Source organism: Paraburkholderia sp. J12 (genome assembly GCF_905220215.1).
Classification (GTDB): domain Bacteria; phylum Pseudomonadota; class Gammaproteobacteria; order Burkholderiales; family Burkholderiaceae; genus Paraburkholderia.
This window is the reverse complement of record NZ_CAJMZC010000002.1, coordinates 333,134-352,472: the sequence shown is the minus strand read 5'-3', so window position 1 is coordinate 352,472 and position 19,339 is coordinate 333,134. Positions and strand designations below refer to the sequence as shown.

Here is a 19,339-nt window from a genome sequence, read left to right as displayed (position 1 = left end):
GCCCGAGTGGCGGGTTTTCAGGCGGAACGTCGGGCAGGTGATCGACATAATGCACGCAGGGTTGTCACGGATGGGACAGTGGGTTTTGGGGGCCGGATTAACGGCCCTCGTTGCGTTCGCCCACGCACAGCCTGCGTATGCGCCGCACGGCGGCGGCGGTGGTTTTTCGCATGCGCCCGCGATGCGACCGATGTCGGGTGCAGCACGCGGCGGGTGGGGCGAGCATGCTTCGGCGCAGACCATGCGTTCGGCGGCGCCCATGCGCCGCGAGGCCGCGCCGGCCGGTTATGGCGGCGGCTACGGCAACGCCGGCCGCTATGGCGCAACGCCCCTGCACGTCGCCGACCAGGGCGGCTGGCGCGAGAGTGGCGGCGACCGGGGCGGCAATCGTGGTGAAAATCGCGAGCCCGTGGGCGGCAGCCCCTATGGCAATGGCTTCGGTGGCAACCGTGGCGGCCCGATCACGCCGGTGAGCGCCCAGACCCATGAGGTGCCGCATCCGCCGGCCGATTCGCCCGTGCGCACCGGCTCGATCCGCGAAGACGTGGCGCGCTACAACGAAGAGCGCGGCGCGTTCCGTCCGTTCCCGCGCGGCGGCGGCGCCGAGGTGCCGCGTCCGCCCATGCCGTCGCCTTACCGGAATTAAGCGCGGGAGCACGCGCACAACCAGGCGCGAAATCCGGCGCGCGGCGCCTCCCAAAGCCTCGCCTTCCAGGTTCACTTTCTTCTTCCCCTCCCCCAGACCGTACGCATCTGCTGGCTGTTTCGGTCTTCTGATGTTCTTCACACGAATTCGCGCAGGCTTTCTGCCGGTTCTCGCACGCGTGTAGGACCAATCTGACGCGTGGATACCACACTTTTTTTGAAATCTCTCGTCATACATAAGCCTTTCATCATCAAATCCCGGTTTCGATATGGCGGCGCGTCAATCGAAGCCGGCGCTCCCCGGAGAATTCCCACCCACATGGCTTTCCGCCCGGATTAAGGGTCTGTTGCGATGCACCAAAAATAGACGTCGGGGAGCCTCAAACAGGTTTTGAGGCCAGCAAACTAATCGACCCGATATACCGGCGATAACAGCAGATATTTTTGGCCACGGAATTGGTCCGCGAAGATGGTCCCGCCCAAGAACGGCCACGCCTGCGAACGACGAAAAACAAACGGTTTGCGCGAGCGCCAAAAGCCGCCAGTCACACCTCTTTTTTTGACAAAGACAGGAGAACCCATGAATACAGCCGTTAGCCGCGCGCTGCGCACCACCTTGAAGGCGAGCGCGCTCGCTGCCGTGCTTGCCGCGGCGTCGTCGTCGGCCTTTGCGCAGTCGAGTGTCCAGCTCTATGGTCAGGTCGACGAATGGGCCGGCGTGACGAAATTCCCCGGGGACAACGCGTCGGTGGGCGTCGGCGGCGGCGGGATGTCCACGTCGTACTGGGGCATGAAGGGCGACGAGGACCTGGGCGGCGGCTATAAGGCCATCTTCACCCTCGAAAGCTTCTTCCGCGCGCAGAACGGTCAGTACGGCCGTTTCCAGGGAGACACGTTCTTCGCCCGCAACGCGTACGTCGGCCTCGAATCGCCGTACGGCACGGTCACGGCAGGCCGTCTCACGACGCAGCTGTTCGTTTCGACGATCCTGTTCAACCCGTTCATCGATTCGTACACCTTCTCGCCGATGGTGTACCACGTGTACCTGGGCCTCTCGACGTTCCCGACCTACACGACCGACCAGGGCGTGATCGGCGACTCGGGCTGGAACAACGCGATCCAGTACTCGACGCCTGACTTCAACGGCCTGTCGGGTTCGGCGATGTACGCGTTCGGCAACCAGGCCGGCGAAAACGGCCAGAAGAAGTGGAGCGTGCAGGCCCTGTACTTCCACGGTCCGTTCGCCGCGACGGCCGTGTATCAGTACGTGAACTTCAACAACACGCCGGGCGACATCAGCAGCATCCCCATCGATCCGAGCGGCTCGATCACGACCGCCGGCCTGAAGAGCCAGGGCGTGGGGCAGATCGGCCTCACCTACGACCTCAAGTTCGTGAAGTTCTACGGCCAGTACATGTACACGGCGAACTGGGGGCAACTGAGCGGCTGGCACGTGAACACGGCGCAAGGCGGCGTCTCGGTGCCGGTGGGCCCGGGCACGGCCATGGCCTCGTATGCCTATTCGCGTGACACCGGCGGCCTGAACCAGACGCACCAGACGGCGGCGATCGGCTACGACTACCCGCTCTCGAAGCGCACCGACCTGTACGCCGCGTATATGTACGACCACTACGACAACATGTCGTCGGGCATGACCTACGGCGCAGGCATCCGCACGAAGTTCTAAGCCGCACGTACGGCCTTCGGGGCCCACGCATCGGCACGAACCCCGCGCTCTTTCGCAGCGCGGGGTTTTGTTTTTTTGGGCGCCGAGGGACCTTCGTGCAGGAGGGTTTGCCTACCGGGAATTGATAAAGCGCGCACAATGGCGGCGATTGATTCTTCCCGGTGCCCTATGTCTTGCCTTCCTCACCGTTCCGGACGCGCGCGATGGACACGCTCGTAAGCATGAAAGTGTTCCGCCAGGTGGTGGAGGCGGGGAGCTTCGTGGCCGCGGCCGAGCGCATGAACATGTCGGCGGCGATGGCGAGCAAGCACGTCGCCCACCTCGAGCAGGAACTGGGCGCGCGCCTCCTGAACCGCACGACGCGGCGCGTCGCGCCCACCGAGGCCGGTCGCGAGTACTACGAACGGCTGGCGCAGGCGCTCAACGAACTCGACGAGGCGGGCGAAGCCGTGGGCGCCGAAAGCGTCGTGCCGCGCGGGCGCCTGCGCGTCTCGTCGCTGACCGCGTTCGGCCTGCGGCATGTGATGGGCGCCGTGGCCGACTATGCGGCCGGGCATCCGCAGGTCACCGTCGACATCACGCTCTCCGACCGCGTGGTCGAACTGATCGACGAAGGCTTCGACGTGGCGATCCGCGCGGCGCCCTCGGGGCTCAAGTCGTCGTCGCTCATTGCGCGGCCGCTCGCCATCGCGCACATCGTGCTGTGCGCTTCGCCTGAGTATCTGCGCCGCCACGGCGTGCCGAAGACCGTGGCCGATCTCGCGCGCCACAGCTTCGTGCAGTACGCGGGAGCCTCGGCCCAGGAGCTCGCGCCGTTCGTCGACGGCGGTGTGCGCCCGAAGCCGGGCGGCAACCTGATCGTCAATCACCTGGAGGCGCTGCGCGTGGTGGTGCTGCAAGGGGGCGGGCTCTCGATGCTCGGCACCGAGGTGATCGGCGACGACATTGCCGAGGGCCGTCTCGTGCCGCTTCTCGTCGATGCGCTGCCGCCGCGCGAGTTGCCCATCTATGCGGTGTACGCGAGCCGGCGGCATCTCTCCGCGAAGGTGCGCTCGTTCGTCGATTTTCTCGCGCAGCGCTTTGCGGACCGCGGGCTGTGGCCCGGCGTCGAGGCGATACGCGCGGCGGCGGCTTCGTAGCCGCCGGACAAACCGGGGCGCCGGCGCACGGGCCGCGCCGCTTACCGGCGGCTCAACGCGCGACGCCGAGCCGCGCTTTCGTTTCGTCGTATTCGCGCTTCAGGCGCGCGACGAGTTCCGCGACCGTCGGCGCATCGTCCATCAGCCCCACGCCCTGGCCCGCGCCCCAGATGTCCTTCCACGCTTTCGCCTTGTCGCCGCCGAAGTTCATCTTCGTCTTGTCCGATTCGGGCAGCGCGTCCGGGTCGAGCCCCGCGTTGACGATGCTCTCGCGAATGTAGTTGCCGTGTACGCCGGTGAAGAGGTTCGTGTAGATGATGTCGGCGGATTGGGCATTGAGGATCGCCTGCTTGTAGGCGTCCACGGCATGCGCCTCCTTCGTCGCGATGAAGCGCGTGCCCATGTACGCGAGATCGGCGCCCATGGCCTGCGCGGCGAGGATCGAGCCGCCGTTCGCAATTGCGCCCGAGAGCACGATGGGGCCGTCGAACATCTTGCGCACCTCGCCGACCAGCGCGAACGGCGAGGTCGTGCCCGCATGGCCGCCCGCCCCGGCGGCGACGAGGATCAGCCCGTCCACGCCCGCTTCGAGCGCCTTCGCCGCGTGCCGCAGATTGATGACGTCGTGCAGCACGATGCCGCCGTAGCTGTGCACGGCGTCGATGATCTCGCGCGCCGGCGCCCGCAGGCTCGTGATGAAGATCGGCACCTTGTGATCGACGCACACGCGCACGTCGTGCTCGAGCCGCGCATTCGACTGATGCACGATCTGGTTCACCGCGATCGGGCCGACGATCGCATCCGGGTGGGCCGCCTTTTGTGCGGCGAGTTCGGTCTGGATCTGCGTGAGCCACGCATCGAGCTGTTCGGCCGGGCGTGCGTTGAGCGCAGGGAACGAGCCGACGATACCGGCCTTGCACTGCGCGAGCACGAGCTCGGGATAGCTGACGATGAACATCGGCGAACCGACGACGGGCAGCGACAGGTTTTGCAGGACGGCGGGCAATGCCATGACGAGAATCTCCTTGGGCGGCCTGAGCCGGCGCGCGGTCGGGTTGCGCGGCGCCGGGATTTTGGGCGGGTGGTTCGGATCGTACCGCTGGAGCGCCGCGCGGGTGTCGAGCTGCGCATCGATTTATGAACGATCGTTCGATTATAGGCGAGCCATGCTGTCCGGGCTGCGACGAGGGCGGATGCGGTGCGTGGCCGCGACTTTCGAGCAAGTGTTCGGTTTCTACGGTTGGCGCCCCGAAATCGTGCAAGCGGCAATGAGGGGCCTCCTACAATGGTGTGAGACCAACAACGACAAGAGACACGACACCATGCCGTTCGATGCATTCACGCCATTCAACGTTCGCACGGCGAGCGGGATCGACATCTACGGGATGAAGGGCGGCAAAGGGCCGCCGCTTCTGCTGCTGCACGGCCACCCGCAGACGCACATGATCTGGCATCGCTGCGCCGACGAACTCGCGAAGCACTTCACGGTGATCGCGCCGGACCTGCGCGGCTACGGCGCGTCGTCGAAGCCGGCGGGCGACCCCGCGCACGCCACCTACTCGAAGCGTGCGATGGCCGCCGACCAGGTGGAGGTGATGCGCCACTTCGGCCACGAACGGTTTCTGGTCTGCGCGCACAACCGCGGCGCGCGCGTGGCGCACCGCATGGCGCTCGACCATCCGCAGGCCGTGGAGCGCCTGATGCTGCTCGACATCGCGCCCACGCTCTCGATGTACGAGCAGACCGACCGCGCCTTCGCCACGGCCTATTTCCACTGGTTCTTCCTGATCCAGCCGGCGCCGCTGCCCGAGTCGCTGATCGGCACGAACACCGACCTCTACATCGAACGCGTGATGGGCAACCGCCACGCGGGCCTCGCGCCCTTCGCCCCGGAGGCGCTCGCCGCCTACCGCGCGGCGCTGCGCCAGCCGGGCGCGGTGCATGCCATGTGCGAGGACTACCGCGCCTCTGCGACGATCGACCTGGAACACGACCGCGCCGACATCGAGCGCGGCCACAAGGTGGGGTGTCCGCTGCGCATACTGTGGGGCGAGCAGGGCGTGATTGGCCGCTGCTTCGATGCGCTCGCCGAATGGCGCAAAGTCGCGCGCGATGTGAGTGGGCGCTCGCTTGCGTGCGGGCACTATATCCCCGAAGAGGCGAGCGAGGATCTCGTCAAGGAGATGCTGGCGTTCTTCGAGGCCAGCGGGCCTTGAGTTAAATGGCGAGGTGCGGCTGGCGAGGCGCGGCCCGCCCGGCGCGGTCGGCCAGGCCAAGGGCGCTCGCGGCTCGCTGGATGCACCTCGCCGGCCGCACCTCGCCCGCATGGCTCGCGGCGGCGCGGCGCCGCTGCGTTGACCGCATAATGGCGCGGTCCTGTTGTTTGCCTGCGTTTGCCTGCGCCATGCCGCCCTCCGCAACCCACCCCCTCTCCGACGAAGCCGAACTGCAGCGCGCCAAGCGCCGTCCGCTGCTGCTGCTCGCGGCGGCGGCCTGCGTTTTCGTCGTGACGGCGTGCTGGCCGCCCGGCTACGGCAACGCCTTCATCGTCGGCGCGCTCAAGGCGTGCAGCGAGGCGGCGATGGTCGGCGCGCTGGCCGACTGGTTCGCCGTGGCGGCGCTGTTCCGGCGCCTGCCCGTGCCGTTCATTTCCGCCCACACGGGCGTCATTCCGCACAACAAGGACCGCATTGCCGACGAACTCGCGCACTTCGTCCAGGACCGCTTTCTCGACGCCGAATCGCTCGTCGCCCTGATCCGCCGCCACGACCCCGCGCAACGCGTGGCCGGCTGGCTTTCCGACACGCGCAACGCGCGGCGTCTGGGCGACTACGCGGTGCAGTTCGCCTCGGGCTTGCTGGAACTCGCCGACGACCCCCGCATCGAGCTGCTGATCCGCGACGGCCTGCGCGCGGCACTCTCCAGTGTCGATCTCTCGAAGTCGATGGGCGCGGTGCTCGACACGCTCACGCGGGACGGCCGCCATCAGGAATTGCTCGACAAGCTGATCGACCAGTTCGCCGCGCTGCTGCGCGTGGAAGAGACGCGCAGCTTCGTGGCGGCACGTATCGTCGACGGTCTCAAGGGCGAGTATCCGATCACGGAGAAGGTGCTGCCCACCGCGTGGATTGGCGAGAGCGGCGCGCGGGTGCTGACGAGTGCCGTCGAGCGCCTCTTGCTGCAAATCAGCGAAGATCGCGAGCACCAGTTGCGCCACCGGTTCGACGAGGTGGTGTACGGCCTCATCGCGCGGCTGAAAACCGATCCCGCGTTTCTTGCGAAAGGCGAGGAACTGAAGGCCAGTCTGCGCGACGGCGCGGCGTTCGCGGACTACGCGCGCACGCTGTGGGACGAGTTGCGCGGCTGGCTGCGGTGCGATCTGGAGGCGCCGGATTCCGTGCTGCACGCGAAGGTGGCGGCCGCGGGCGGCTGGCTCGGCCGCACGCTGGCCGCCGACCCGAAGCTGCGCGCCTCGCTGAACGAGCACCTGGAGCAGGCCGCGCACGCCATGGCGCCGGAATTCGCGGCGTTCCTCACACGCCACATCAGCGACACGGTGAAGAACTGGGACGCCGCCAGCATGTCCACGTTGATCGAACAGAAGATCGGCAAGGATCTGCAGCGCATTCGTATCAACGGCACGGTGCTGGGCGGGGCGATCGGCTTCGGCCTTTATTTGTGCTCGCAGCTTTTCGAGTGGCTGCGCGGGCTCCTCGGGCTGTGATCCGCCGTCGTTGCGGACCGCCGCCGCTCGTTATTCGAGCGGCGGCAGGCGCCGCGCGACCGGCGTCGATTTGACGATGGCGGTGCTCGTCTCCGCGCGCTCGGTGACTTTCGCGAGGATCTCGTCGAGCTGCTCGATCGAATGCAGATAGAGCCGCGCGATGAAGCAGTCGTCGCCCGTGACCTTGTCGCACTCGACGAATTCGGGAATGCGCCGGATCACCTCCTCGACCAGATGAAGCTGGCCCGGCAGGGGCTTCACGCGCACGACGGCCTGGAGCGTGTAGCCGAGCGCGCGCGGATCGATCTGCACCGTGTAGCCGCCGATCACGCCCTGCGCTTCGAGGCGGCGCAAGCGCTCCGAGGTGCTCGGCGCCGAAAGGCCGACCTGGCGCGCGAGTTCGCTCACGGCCGCGCGGCCGTCTTCGGCCAGCGCGGCGAGCAGGGCGCGGTCGATCTCGTCGAGGCTGGCCGGCTGCACCGGCGTGCTGGTTGGGCGTTTCATGATGATTTTCAGGCCTTGGGCGCTTCGTGGCCTTCGATTGCAAGGCGAATAAGGTGGACGGCCTCAGTTTATCCCTGTATTCCGGGGAATGCAGCCAGTAAACTTCCTGTCATGGCTTCAGGCTCGCGGGTTTCGCAACCGGGCTGCCTTCGCCTTGCACAGGGAAACCGCTTTCATGGCTACTACCGAAATCCGCCGCGGCGCCGTCGAGATGATCGTCGCGATGCTCATGTCCGGCACCATCGGCTGGCTCGTCGTCGCTTCGCGGCAGCCGACGATCAACGTTGTCTTCCTGCGCTGCGTGCTGGGCGGCGCGACGCTCGCGCTCATCTGCACGGCGCTCGGGCTGCTGCGCCGCGCGTACTTCACGCCGCGCATGGTGCTGCTCGCCATGCTGGGCGGCGCCGCGATCGTCGCGAACTGGGTGCTGCTCTTCGCAGCCTATTCGCGCGCGTCCATCTCCATGGCCACCGCCGTCTACAACACCCAGCCGTTCATGCTCGTGGGTCTCGGCGCGCTCCTGCTGCGCGAGCGCGTGAGCGCTTCCACGCTTGCGTGGCTCGCGGTTGCCTTCGTCGGCCTCGTCTGCGTGGTGGAGGTGCAGCCCGCGGTGCTCGCGGTGCCCGGCGAATATCTGCAAGGCGTGGCCTGCGCGGCGGGTGCCGCGTTTCTCTACGCCGTCTCGTCGATCATCACGCGCCACCTCAAGGGCACGCCGCCGCATCTGATCGCGCTCGTGCAGGTGGTATTCGGCGCACTCGCGCTTGCGCCGTTCATCCACTACGACACGCTGCCCGCCACGCCGCTGCATTGGGCGCAGATCGCGACGCTCGGCGTCGTGCATACCGGGATCATGTACGTGCTGCTCTACGGCGCGATCCAGAAGCTGCCCACGGCGATGACGGGCGCGCTCTCGTTCATCTACCCGGTGGTCGCGATACTCGTGGACTGGCTCGCGTTCGGGCAACGTCTTTCATGGATCCAGATAGCCGGTGCGGTGCTGATCCTGATGGCGGCTGCGGGTGTGAACCTGGGCTGGCGGATCGTGCCGCAACGCAGTGGCGTACGTTCGGCTTGAGATCGGCATTTGATACGGATGCCGAATCAATCGATGCAGCCGGATGTCTGCTTTCATGCGTGTAACGCGACGTATTGCGTGTTGATCCGCATGTTGGTGATTTGTAGGGAAATCACCGATGCTTCGCGCCGAGGCGCGCGAGTATGATGCGTCCACAGATTGACCACGTCAGAGCAAGATACTCACGCTCGTCCGGAAACGGACGAGCGTTTTTTTTGCTCGCGCTTGCTCAAGCGGCCAAGGCCGGCGCCTCGATGCGCTCGCCGTTCAGCACGAGCGCGCCGCTTTTCGCCAGCTCGGCGGTGAGCTCGCCGAGCAGCGCCCGCCATGCATGACGCGGCGCCAGTTGCGATGCGGCCGCACGCATGGCTGCGGCGTCGTCGAGCATGGTGTCGAGCGTCGCGAGGGTCATCGTGCGCACTTCGAGCAGCTTGAACACGATCAGCACCTTGAGCGCGTTGCGCGCATTGCGGGCGGGATCGGCGCGTAACCACGCGAGCCGCGAGAATGCGCGTTCGAGCGCGGTCTCGACGTTCGCAAACGGCGCGCCGTGTCCCGGGATCACGATGCGCACGTCGAGCTTTGCAATCGTCTCCAGCACGGCCTGCTGCTCGGCGAAACCGCTTTCCCCGTCGAGCTCGGGGAAGATCACGCCGAAGCCGTGCTCCCAGAGCGCGTCGGCGCTGATCAAAAGGCGCGGGCCGGCGGCGTAGAGCATCACCGAATCCGGATCGTGGCCCGGCGCGCCGATCACTTCCCACTCGAAGCCGCCCAGCGCGAGCCGCTCGCCCGGCACAAGCGTGCCGGTGAAGCCGAAGCGCTCGCAGGTTTGCCCCGTCGCGCGAAACGTGAGGCGCGTTTCGTCCCAATCGCGTACCACGGCGGCGCTGCGTGCGGGAATGCGCGTTTCGCACGGCCACGCGGCTTGCAACTGCGCGTTGCCGCCGCAGTGATCGGAGTGCAGGTGCGTGTTCACGATCAGATCGAGCGCGCGCGTGCCCAAAGCGTGCCGCACGAGCGCGACGGTTTGGGCGGCATGCGTGGCGTAGCCCGTATCGACGAGTGCCGCGCGGGTTTCGTCCACCAGCAGCACGTTGTTCGACGAGAGCCAGCCGCGCTCGAATACGCGGATCGACTCGGGCAACTGAACTGGCAGCTGAGCAGGCGACTGAGCAGGCGCGTTCATGGTTTCGGCATCACGAGGATCGTCGCGTGTCCGGCGATCACCACTTCGTCATCCTGATTGATGGCGGTGCCGGCGAGCTTCGTGAGGTCGCCATTGAGGCTCGGCTTCCACCATGCATCCTCCACGCGCCATTCGAACGTGAGCACGTCGTGCGCATAGGTCGCACGCTTGAGCTTGAGGTCGAATTCGAGGCCGAGCGGCTGCGCGTAGGTGGAAAAATGCGTGGCCAGCAGCGCCATGAAATGCGCGGTGGGCTGCGTGCCGGATGCGATCAGGCCGCCAAAGCGGCTTTGCGCCGCATAGGCGTCGTCGTGATGGAGCGGGTTCAGGTCGTTCACCAGCGTGGCGAACGACTTCACCGAATCGGGCGAGAGCGCGAAGGTGGAACGGCAGGTTTCGCCGATCGTGACCACGCGCGGCGGCGCGTTCATGGCGCTTCTCCGTGATGGCCACTTGTGTTCACGCCCTCGCTTGCGGCATCGAAACGCTGCGACATCCACTGCGCGTGCCGTTCGTCGATCGCGTTCCACACGGCGCGCTTCGCGTCGTCGTCGAGGGTCGACCACGCCGCGATCTCGTCGAGGGTGCGCAGGCAACCGTCGCACAGGCCCATGGCTTCATTCATGCGGCAGATGCCGATGCATGGTGAAGGCGTGGCCGGGGAGGTGGCGGCGCGAGAGGCCATGCTCACGCGTCGCGCAGCGCGACGTCCACCACGGGCGCACCGGTCAGCGCGGCCAGCTCCTGCGGCGAGAGATTGAACACCGCATGCGGATGGCCCGCCGCAGCCCACAGGCTTTCGAGTTCGAACAGATCGGCGTCGATGAGCGTGACGGGCGGCGTAGCGTGGCCAATGGGGCAGACGCCGCCAATCGCATAGCCGGTTTTCTCGCGCACGAACTTCGCATCGGCGCGGCCGATTTCGCCCACGTGCGCGGCGACCTTCTTTTCGTCCACCCGGTTGGCACCGCTTGCGATCACGAGCACGGGGGCGTCGTCTTCGCGGCGGCGAAAAAGAATCGACTTGGCGATCTGAGCGACTTCGCAGCCGAGTCCTGCTGCGGCCTCGGCCGAGGTCTTGCCGGTTTCCGGCAGCATCACGACCGGCTTCGCATGGCCGCGATCGCGCAACAAGAGCGCAACGCGACGCGCCGATTCGGGCAGGGTGTCCAGCGTGTCCTGGGAGGACGAGAGCGTATCGGTCATGGGTTTCTTTCCTTCGTACTGCAATTCGACGATCGAGTGCCTATGCGCGTGCGCATGGGTTTGTGACGCAGCCTGTCATGCGCATGCCGCTTCGCTGCGCTGCTTGGCGAGCAGCGCCTTGCCTGCGCGCGAGACGTTGTTGCGGCCGATCGCAGTCGAGATGAAGTCGCCGGCCGCGACCACCTGGTTCAGGTCGATGCCGGTGTGGATGCCGAGTCCGTTCAGCAGATACAGCACGTCTTCGGTCGCGACGTTGCCGGTCGCGCCTTTGGCATACGGACAGCCGCCGAGTCCCGCCACCGAGGCGTGGAAGATCGCGATGCCTTCCTGCAGCGCCGCGTAGATGTTCGCCAGCGCCTGGCCATAGGTGTCGTGGAAGTGGCCCGAGAGGCGCTCGCGCGGGAACACCTTCGTCACGGCCTCGTACACCTCGCGCGTGCGCTTCGGCGTGCCCACGCCAATGGTGTCGGCGATATCGATCTCGTCGCAGCCGAGCGCCGCGAAGCGCTCGACCACGTCCACCACCGAAGCCACCGGCACCTCGCCCTGATACGGGCAGCCGAGCGCGCACGAAACGCTGCCGCGAATGCGGATACCGTGCTCCTTCGCCGCCTGTGCAACCGGTACGAAGCGCTCGATGCTTTCCGCGATCGAGCAGTTGATGTTCTTCTGCGAGAACGCTTCGCTCGCGGCGCCGAAGATCACGATCTCGTCCGCGCGTGCGGCGAGCGCGCCTTCGAAGCCGCGCAGGTTCGGCGTGAGCACCGAGTAGATCGCGCCGGGGCGGCGCGCGATGCCGGCCATGACTTCGGCGCCGTCGGCCATCTGCGGCACCCATTTGGGCGAAACGAACGAGGCGGCCTCGATGTTCGGGAAGCCGGCGGCCGAAAGGCGGTCGATCAGTTCGATCTTGGTGGCGGTGGCAACGAATTCTTTTTCGTTCTGCAGACCGTCGCGCGGTCCGACTTCGACGATCTTGGCGGTGGCGGGCAGGGTCATGGGGTGTCTCCTTGATAGGTTTGTCGAGGCGCCGATTTTCGAGCGGAGCGAGCCTCGATCAATAACCGCGTTCGATATGCACGACGCCGCTCACCGTTTCGCCGCGCGCGAGCGCTTCGATCTTGTCGGCGACCTGCGAGATCGCTTCGTCGCGCAGCGTGAGGGCCGAACTGTGCGGCGTGATGGTGATGCGCGGTTCGCGCCAGAAAAGGTGATCGGGCGGCAGCGGCTCTTCGCGGAACACGTCGAGCGTGGCCGCGGCAAGCGTGCCGTCGGCCAGCGCGTCGAGCAGGTCCTGCTCGGCCAGGTGCGCGCCGCGCGCCACGTTCACCAGGTACGCGCCGCGTTCGAGCTTCGCGAACACGCGCGCGTCGAGAATGTTTTCCGTGTCGGGCGTGGCGGGCAGAAGGTTCACGAGCAGCTTCACACCGTCGAGGAACGCGTCGAAGGGCTCGCCATGCAGCGGGCCCGACCACGTGGCGATGCCCTCCAGATGCTTCACGCTGCGCGAGAAGCCGCGCACCGGCACGCCGAGCGCGGCCACCGAACGGGCCACCTGGGCGCCGAGCACGCCGAGCCCCAGCACGCCCACCGTGAAGGTTTCGCGCGGATGCGGCGCAAGCACGTGCCATTCGCGGCGTGCCTGCGCGAGCGCGTATTCGTCGAAGCGGCGCAGATAGCGCAGCACGGCGTGCTGCACGTACTCGCTCATCTGTTCGCCCATGCCCGAGTCTTCGAGGCGCACCAGCAGCGCGTCGCGCGGCAGCGTGCCCGGCTGTTCGTGTTCGAGTGCGAGGATCGCATCGACGCCCGCGCCCAGATTGAAGATCGCGCGCAGACCGGGGCGCGCGGCCAGCAACTCGCGCGGCGGGCGCCAGACCACGGCGTAATCGGCCGCCGCCGTGTCGCCGGGTTGCCATTCGCGCAGCTCGGCGCCGGGCAGCGCGCGGGCGAGACCGTGCAGCCAGGTGGAAGCGTCGGCTTGCGGCAGGTAGAACAGGATCTTCATGCGGCGCGCCCCGTTCGTTGGGCAGCGCAGCATGCGCGTGCGCCGCAAATGCGCAGCGAAAGGGCCATAAGACCCATCGAGGCCGCGGGGGGATGCTCATTGCGAGGCGCCATGGGGATTTCCGTGACTGATGTCCTGGCGACATTCTACTTTTTCGAGCCGGCGCCCGCCGGGCTTTCACCGCGCGCCCGGGTGATCGAAGTTGCGCCGGCAGGCCCGCTGCAAAGCAAAGCAAAAAAAATTGGTTCGGCCGGCGCGGGATGCGGGTCACAATCCATTCACGCTTGGTCGTTGCGAGGAAAAAATCATGCTTTCGAGCGGACCTACCCGTTGGCCGCCCAGACTCGTCACCGTGCCGGGGCTGCACGGCAGCGACGGCGCGCACTGGCAGACCTGGCTCGAGCGCCAGTTCCCGCGTGCGCTGCGGGTCGAGCAGGCCGACTGGGACGCACCGGATCTCGCGGTGTGGAGCGCGGCGCTGGGCAACGCGCTCGCACGCGAACGCGGGCCGTTCGTGCTGGCCGCGCACAGCTTCGGCTGCCTGGTCACGGCTCATGCGCTGCAGGCAGGGATCGTCGGCGCCGATGTCGCGGGGGTGCTGTTCGTCGCGCCCGCGAGCCCCGAGAAGTTCCGCTTCGCGGGGCCGTTCGAGGCACGGCGCCTGAAAGTACCTTCGATTCTGATCGGCAGCGAAACCGATCCGTGGATGACGCTGGCCGGCGCGCGCGAACTCGCGCAGCATCTGGGCAGCGCGTTCGTCAATCTCGGCGACGCGGGCCATATCAACTCGGCAGCGGGCTTCGGGCCGTGGCCGCGCGCGAAATACTTCATTGACACGCTCGTGCACTGCGAAGCGCCGCGCCGTTTGCGCGACGAGACCGTCGAAGGCGGCGAGCTGGCATTCGCGTGGTAAGCCTGACCGGCAACCCGGAAACCACGCGCTAGATCCGCTTCGCCTCGCGCAGGAGACGCGCCGTGTGCAGCGCGATCATGCCTTCTTCATCGGTGGGGATCGCAAACACCGGCACGCGGCTCTCGCGCGTGCCGATGCGTTCCTTGTTCGCCGCATTCGCGTTTGCATCGAGATCGATGCCGAAGAGCGGCTTGAGCCGCTCGCACACCTGGGCCCGCACGGGCGCCGCATGTTCGCCGATGCCGCCCGTGAACACGAGCCCGTCGAGCCCGCCCAGCACCACGGCGAGCTTGCCTACTTCCTGCGCGATGCGATACGTGTAGAAGTCGATCGCGAGCTTCGCCTGATCGCTTGCGCTCGCAAGCAGTTCGCGCATGTCGCTGCTCACGCCCGAGAGGCCCTTCAGGCCCGACTCGTGATAGAGCAGCTTTTCGATGGCGTCGTGATCCATGCCGCGCGCCATCATCCACAGCACCGCCCCCGCATCGAGCGCGCCGCAGCGCGTGCCCATCGGCAAACCGTCGAGCGCGGTGAGGCCCATGGTCGTCTCCACGCTCTTGCCGTCCTTCATCGCGCACAGGCTCGCGCCGTTGCCCAGATGCGCGACCACCACGCGCCCGCGCGCGATGTCCGGCGCGACCACGTGCATGTGCCGCGCGATGTACTCGTACGAGAGGCCGTGAAAGCCATAGCGGCGAATGCCGTCGGTGAAATAGCTGTAGGGCAGCGCGAAGAGCTGCGCCATGATGCCGTTGCTCGCGTGGAAGGCCGTGTCGAAGCAGGCCACCTGCACGAGTTCGGGCGCCGCTTGCCGCACCGCGCGGATCGCGGCGAGATTGTGCGGCTGATGCAGCGGCGCGAGCGGCGTGAGCGAGTCGAGTTCGGCGATCACCGTATCGTCGATGAGCACGGCGTCGGCGTAATGCGAGCCGCCGTGCACCACGCGATGGCCGATGGCCGCGGGCGGCGTGTCGCGCAGACCCACGGCGAGCACGAGGCGCAGCAGCCGGAACGCGGCGTCGTGATCGGCGACCTGCGCGACGGGAAACTGTTCGTCCACGATGAGCCGCCCGTCGGCCATGTGCGCGACCACGCGCGGCGCGACGCCGATGCCCTCGATCTGCCCGCCCGCGCCGAGGAGCGCGCGCGCGCCGCCCTCGACCTTGTCGTCGTCGATCACGCGGTACACCGAGCACTTGATGCTCGACGACCCCGCGTTGACGACGAGCACGACGTGGCCTTCTGCGGCGTGATGCGCCTCGTGGGCGCCGGGCGATGTGCTCACAGTGTCTCCGTGGTCTTGCGCGCGCGCCGCGCATGGGCGACGAGCACGGCGATCGCGCAACTGCCGATGCGCGAGCGCACGGTGTCGGCGCGGCTCGTGAGGATGATGGGCACGCGCGCGCCGAGGACGATGCCGGCCGCCTCCGCGCCCGCGAGGAAGGTGAGCTGCTTGGCGAGCATGTTGCCCGCCTCGAGGTCGGGCACGAGCAGGATGTCGGGGTCGCCCGCCACGGGCGAGACGATGCCCTTGATGCGCGCCGCCTCGGTGCTGATCGCGTTGTCGAACGCAAGCGGGCCGTCCAGCAGGCCGCCCGCGATCTGGCCGCGGTCGGCCATCTTGCAGAGCGCGGCGGCGTCGATGGTCGAGGGCATCTTGTCGGAGACCGTTTCCACCGCCGCGAGGATCGCCACCTTCGGGCGCTCGATGCCGAGCGCCTGCACGAGCTCGATCGCGTTGCGCACGATGTCGGCCTTGTCGGGCAGCTTCGGGTAGATGTTGACGGCCGCGTCGGTGATGAAGAGCGGCTTGTGATACGAGGGCACGTCCATCGCGAAGACGTGGGAAAGGCGCCGCTCGGTGCGCAGTCCCGTCGTGCCGGAGGCCACTTCGTGCAGCAGTTCGTCGGTGTGCAGGCTGCCCTTCATGAGCAGCTCCGCTTCGCCCGAGCGCACCGCGAGCACCGCGCGCGCGGCGGATGCGTGGCTGTGCGCGGCATCGATGATGGTGGCGCCCGCGAGCGGCAGTTGCGCTTCGTCGGCCACCGCGCGGATCTTCGCTTCCGGCCCGATGAGGAGCGGCACGATGAGGCCGAGACTCGCCGCGTCGAGCGCGCCCGTGAGCGAGGACACGTCGCACGGGTGCGCCACGGCCGTGGGCACCGGCGCGAGGCCGCTGCAGCGTTCGAGCAGGACTGAATACTTGTCGTGCGATGAAGCCATGACGATGCCCTTCCGTTTTGACTGGACCGGTATAGCTGCCCGCATGTTGCGGCGCGCAATGCGGTAACAGTGTAGTTCAGCGCGCGTATCGCCGTAGGAAAAGTGCGCCGCGACGCTGTGTCGCGGCGGGGAGGTCTGTCACGCTTCGTTCATGCCGCGGGCCGATCATGGTTCGCGCAGGCGGGCGCCGTGCCCTTGCCGTGCCCTCGCTGTGCCCTTTTTGCTGGTCTTGACTTTCGCCTGCGCGCTGCCTAGATTGAAATACTGCAATGCAGCATGACGCTGCACCACACTGGAGATTCGTCTCGTGGCTGTTCCCGCCCTTACGCCTCTCGCTGCTGCCCTCGTTCCGCCTCTTTCCGCGCCTTTCTCCGAGCCTCTTGCCGGTCTGCCCCCGCCGGCCGCCATCCAGCCGCTCTACGACTACCTGTTCGACGCCTGGCAGCGCGGCGTGCTGTTCCTCGACGTGCTGCGCGAGCGCGGCAACCAGACCTACGTGCACGAGCAGGAAGGCATGCCGCCCGTGCTGCGCTTCGACTACGAGGTCGTGGCGGACGGCCGCGAGCTCGACGATCCCTGCAATTACGCGCTCCTGCGCATCCTGCCCGAAGCGGGCGTGCCCACCGATGCGCGCATGCGGCCCTTCGTCGTGATCGACCCGCGCGCGGGCCACGGTCCCGGCATCGCGGGCTTCAAGATGGACAGCGAAGTGGGCATCGCGCTGCGCAAGGGCCATCCGTGCTACTTCGTGACGTTTTTCCCGGTGCCGTGCCCCACGCAGACGATCCAGTCGGTTGCGCAGGCGGAGGCCGTATTCATCCGCAAGGTGCGCGCGCTGCATCCCGATTCGGACGGCCTGCCCTTCATCATCGGCAACTGCCAGGGCGGCTGGGCCGCGGCGCTGCTCGCGGCTTCCGCGCCCGAGCTGGTCGGGCCGCTCATGCTGGCGGGCTCGCCGCTCTCGTACTGGGCCGGCGTCAAGGGCAAGAACCCCATGCGCTATTCGGGCGGCATGCTGGGCGGTTCGTGGATGTCCTCGCTCGCGGCCGATCTGGGCGACGGCCACTTCGACGGCGCGCATCTCGTGCAGAACTTCGAGAATCTCAATCCCGCGAATACGTTCTGGGGCAAGCTCTACGGCCTTTACTCGAAGGTCGATACGGAGCGCGAGCGCTTCCTCGAATTCGAGCGCTGGTGGGGCGGCCACTTCCAGCTGAACCGCGCTGAGATCGACTGGATCGTGCAGAACCTCTTCGTCGGCAATCACCTCACGCGCAACGAGGTGTATGCGAAGAACGCGCGCGCGCCGGTCGATCTGCGCAACATCCGCACGCCGATCATCGTGCTCGCCTCGTGGGGCGACAACATCACGCCGCCGCAGCAGGCGCTGAACTGGATCCCCGATCTGTATGCGAGCGTCGACGAGATCATCGCCAACGAGCAGGTGATCGTCTATTGCCTGCACGACAAGGTGGGGCACCTCGGCATCTTCGTTTCGGCAAGCGTGGCGAACAAGGAGCACACCGAACTATTTTCGGCGCTCGATCTGATCGACGTGCTGCCGCCGGGCCTCTACGAAGCGAAGATCACCGATACGACGCCGGACGCGGGGCGCCTCGAGTCGCTCGAAGGGCGCTACGAGATCCGCTTCGAGCGCCGCACGATCGACGACATTCTCGCGCTCGACGATGGACGCGAAGACGAGCAGCCGTTCGAAGTGGTGCGGCGCCTCGCCGAGAGCAATCAACGGCTCTACGACCTGCTCGTTTCGCCGTTCGTGCGCGCGTCGAGCAATGCGCTCACGGCGCATGTTCTGCGCGAGGCGCATCCGTCGCGCGTCGAGCGCAGCGTGCTGAGCGACGCCAATCCCGCGCTCGCCGTGCTGCCGGTCGTGGCCGACGCCGTGCGCAAGCACCGCAAGCCGGCCGCGCCCGACAATCCCTTCACGCAGATCGAGCAGCAGGTGTCGGCGAGCATCGAAGCCGCGTGGGACCTGTATCGCGACACGCGCGACGCCTGGGTCGAGAGCACGTTCTACAACGTCTATACGGCGCCGTGGGTGCAGGCGCTCGTGGGCGTGGCGCCGAACCAGCCGCTCGATCCGATCGCGCCGCCGATGATGGAGCTGCGCAAGGAACTCGCGCAGCTGCGCCTGCGCTCGGCGCGCGCGCACGTTCAGAAGGGCACGCTCCTCGATGCGTTCGTGCGCATCATGGCCTACCTCGTCGATGAAATGCACACGGTGCAGTACCGGCCGTTCCAGCGCATGCGCGAAATGGCGCGCGAGTATCTGGGCGACCGTCAGCCCACCATCGCGGAGCTGAAGGACGCCGCGCGGCGCCAGGGCGCGATCGTGGCGCTGGACCCGAAGGGCGCCATCGAAGCGCTCGCCGCCATCGTCCCCGACATGCCGACGCGCCGCGCCCTGCTCGCGGCCGTGTATCGGATCGCGACGGTGTCTTCGCCGCTGGAAGGCGAGCGGCGCGAGCGCTTTCGCGAGGTGCAGCGCGCGCTCGGCATCGAGCCGGGCAGCGAGAAGAGCGGTTTGCCGCCGGCGGGTGGACCGGCTTCGGGCGGTGCCGCGCCTGAAGGTGAGGGGGGCACGGCGGAGGGCGCAGTGCCGGGTGCCGTAGGGACCCAGGCGGCGGCGCAAGACGCCCCGGCGCCGAAGACCGTGACGGCGAACGAAGAAACGCCCAAACGCACGACGGCGAGAGCGACGAAGCGCACGGCCACCAGCAAGGCCGCAACGGGCAGCGACGCGCCGGTTGCGGCGGCTACCCAGGTTGCGGCAGCGAAGCCCAGGCGCACGCCTGCGAAGGCCAAGGCAGCGGCACCGCGCACGGCAACGGCCTCTGCCGGCACCAAGGCGCCGGCGGCCACGAAGACCGCGCGGCGCGCGAGTCCCGCCGCCTCCGCGGCGCCGACGCATGCCGCAGGCACGTCCGCCTCGCGCCGCCGCACGACGCGTGCGGCGGGCGAGTGAGGCCGCGCATGAACGCACCCGCGTACCCGGCAGCGAGGTA

18 protein-coding genes are annotated in these 19,339 nt (G+C 67.5%); 8 read left to right on the top strand and 10 right to left on the bottom strand.

Features of this window, described 5'->3' with window-relative positions:
• Positions 1–190 precede the first annotated feature (190 nt).
• The 3 genes from U5760_RS06560 to U5760_RS06550 all read left to right on the top strand — a co-directional run bounded on the left by U5760_RS06560 (position 191) and on the right by U5760_RS06550 (position 3,471).
• Positions 191–646, top strand: coding sequence for a hypothetical protein (locus U5760_RS06560; RefSeq protein WP_322010502.1), 456 nt, complete (start codon positions 191–193; stop codon positions 644–646).
• Between the two features lie 579 nt (positions 647–1,225).
• On the top strand, positions 1,226–2,332 hold the full coding sequence (locus U5760_RS06555) for a porin (protein ID WP_322010500.1): 1,107 nt from the start codon (positions 1,226–1,228) through the stop codon (positions 2,330–2,332).
• A 203-nt stretch (positions 2,333–2,535) separates the two neighbouring features.
• Positions 2,536–3,471, top strand: coding sequence for a LysR family transcriptional regulator (locus tag U5760_RS06550; protein ID WP_322010499.1), 936 nt, complete (start codon positions 2,536–2,538; stop codon positions 3,469–3,471).
• Positions 3,472–3,523: 52 nt separating this feature from the next.
• Here the strand turns inward: U5760_RS06550 and U5760_RS06545 are convergent, their stop codons facing one another.
• Complete coding sequence (locus tag U5760_RS06545; RefSeq protein ID WP_322010498.1) at positions 3,524–4,483, bottom strand: nitronate monooxygenase family protein; 960 nt, start codon at positions 4,481–4,483, stop codon at positions 3,524–3,526.
• Positions 4,484–4,793: 310 nt separating this feature from the next.
• Between U5760_RS06545 and U5760_RS06540 the strand changes: the two genes are divergently transcribed.
• The gene (locus tag U5760_RS06540; protein WP_322010496.1) at positions 4,794–5,687 is read left to right on the top strand and encodes an alpha/beta hydrolase; all 894 of its coding nucleotides are present in this window, start codon (positions 4,794–4,796) and stop codon (positions 5,685–5,687) included.
• 188 nt (positions 5,688–5,875) lie between these two features.
• The gene (locus U5760_RS06535; RefSeq protein ID WP_322010494.1) at positions 5,876–7,195 is read left to right on the top strand and encodes a DUF445 domain-containing protein; all 1,320 of its coding nucleotides are present in this window, start codon (positions 5,876–5,878) and stop codon (positions 7,193–7,195) included.
• Between the two features lie 30 nt (positions 7,196–7,225).
• Here the strand turns inward: U5760_RS06535 and U5760_RS06530 are convergent, their stop codons facing one another.
• Positions 7,226–7,699: an Lrp/AsnC family transcriptional regulator gene (locus U5760_RS06530; protein WP_322010493.1), complete on the bottom strand. Its 474-nt coding sequence runs from the start codon at positions 7,697–7,699 to the stop codon at positions 7,226–7,228.
• A 175-nt stretch (positions 7,700–7,874) separates the two neighbouring features.
• On the opposite strand from U5760_RS06530, the gene U5760_RS06525 reads away from it, so the two are divergent.
• Positions 7,875–8,777: a DMT family transporter gene (locus U5760_RS06525; protein WP_322010491.1), complete on the top strand. Its 903-nt coding sequence runs from the start codon at positions 7,875–7,877 to the stop codon at positions 8,775–8,777.
• Positions 8,778–9,006: 229 nt separating this feature from the next.
• Here the strand turns inward: U5760_RS06525 and U5760_RS06520 are convergent, their stop codons facing one another.
• From U5760_RS06520 to U5760_RS06495, 6 genes are all read right to left on the bottom strand, one after another.
• A complete protein-coding gene (locus U5760_RS06520; RefSeq protein ID WP_322010489.1) occupies positions 9,007–9,963 on the bottom strand; it encodes an MBL fold metallo-hydrolase in 957 nt (318 codons plus the stop codon).
• The gene (locus U5760_RS06515; protein ID WP_322010488.1) at positions 9,960–10,394 is read right to left on the bottom strand and encodes a MaoC family dehydratase; all 435 of its coding nucleotides are present in this window, start codon (positions 10,392–10,394) and stop codon (positions 9,960–9,962) included. Before U5760_RS06515 ends, U5760_RS06520 begins: the two co-directional genes overlap by 4 nt.
• Positions 10,391–10,648 carry a DUF1289 domain-containing protein gene (locus U5760_RS06510; RefSeq protein WP_322010487.1) on the bottom strand — a complete coding sequence of 86 codons (258 nt, stop codon included), beginning with the start codon at positions 10,646–10,648 and terminating at the stop codon, positions 10,391–10,393. Before U5760_RS06510 ends, U5760_RS06515 begins: the two co-directional genes overlap by 4 nt.
• 2 nt (positions 10,649–10,650) lie before the next feature.
• Positions 10,651–11,169 carry a YbaK/EbsC family protein gene (locus tag U5760_RS06505; protein WP_322010486.1) on the bottom strand — a complete coding sequence of 173 codons (519 nt, stop codon included), beginning with the start codon at positions 11,167–11,169 and terminating at the stop codon, positions 10,651–10,653.
• Positions 11,170–11,244: 75 nt separating this feature from the next.
• The gene (locus tag U5760_RS06500; RefSeq protein WP_322010485.1) at positions 11,245–12,168 is read right to left on the bottom strand and encodes a hydroxymethylglutaryl-CoA lyase; all 924 of its coding nucleotides are present in this window, start codon (positions 12,166–12,168) and stop codon (positions 11,245–11,247) included.
• Between the two features lie 58 nt (positions 12,169–12,226).
• On the bottom strand, positions 12,227–13,177 hold the full coding sequence (locus U5760_RS06495) for a glyoxylate/hydroxypyruvate reductase A (protein ID WP_322010484.1): 951 nt from the start codon (positions 13,175–13,177) through the stop codon (positions 12,227–12,229).
• 307 nt (positions 13,178–13,484) lie between these two features.
• On the opposite strand from U5760_RS06495, the gene U5760_RS06490 reads away from it, so the two are divergent.
• Positions 13,485–14,090 carry an alpha/beta hydrolase gene (locus U5760_RS06490; protein ID WP_322010483.1) on the top strand — a complete coding sequence of 202 codons (606 nt, stop codon included), beginning with the start codon at positions 13,485–13,487 and terminating at the stop codon, positions 14,088–14,090.
• Positions 14,091–14,118: 28 nt separating this feature from the next.
• Here the strand turns inward: U5760_RS06490 and U5760_RS06485 are convergent, their stop codons facing one another.
• A complete protein-coding gene (locus U5760_RS06485) occupies positions 14,119–15,375 on the bottom strand; it encodes an acetate/propionate family kinase (protein WP_322010482.1) in 1,257 nt (418 codons plus the stop codon).
• The gene (locus U5760_RS06480; RefSeq protein WP_322010480.1) at positions 15,372–16,313 is read right to left on the bottom strand and encodes a phosphate acetyltransferase; all 942 of its coding nucleotides are present in this window, start codon (positions 16,311–16,313) and stop codon (positions 15,372–15,374) included. Before U5760_RS06480 ends, U5760_RS06485 begins: the two co-directional genes overlap by 4 nt.
• A 307-nt stretch (positions 16,314–16,620) precedes the next feature.
• Between U5760_RS06480 and U5760_RS06475 the strand changes: the two genes are divergently transcribed.
• Positions 16,621–19,299, top strand: coding sequence for a DUF3141 domain-containing protein (locus U5760_RS06475; protein WP_322010479.1), 2,679 nt, complete (start codon positions 16,621–16,623; stop codon positions 19,297–19,299).
• The last annotated feature ends 40 nt before the right edge of the window (positions 19,300–19,339 follow it).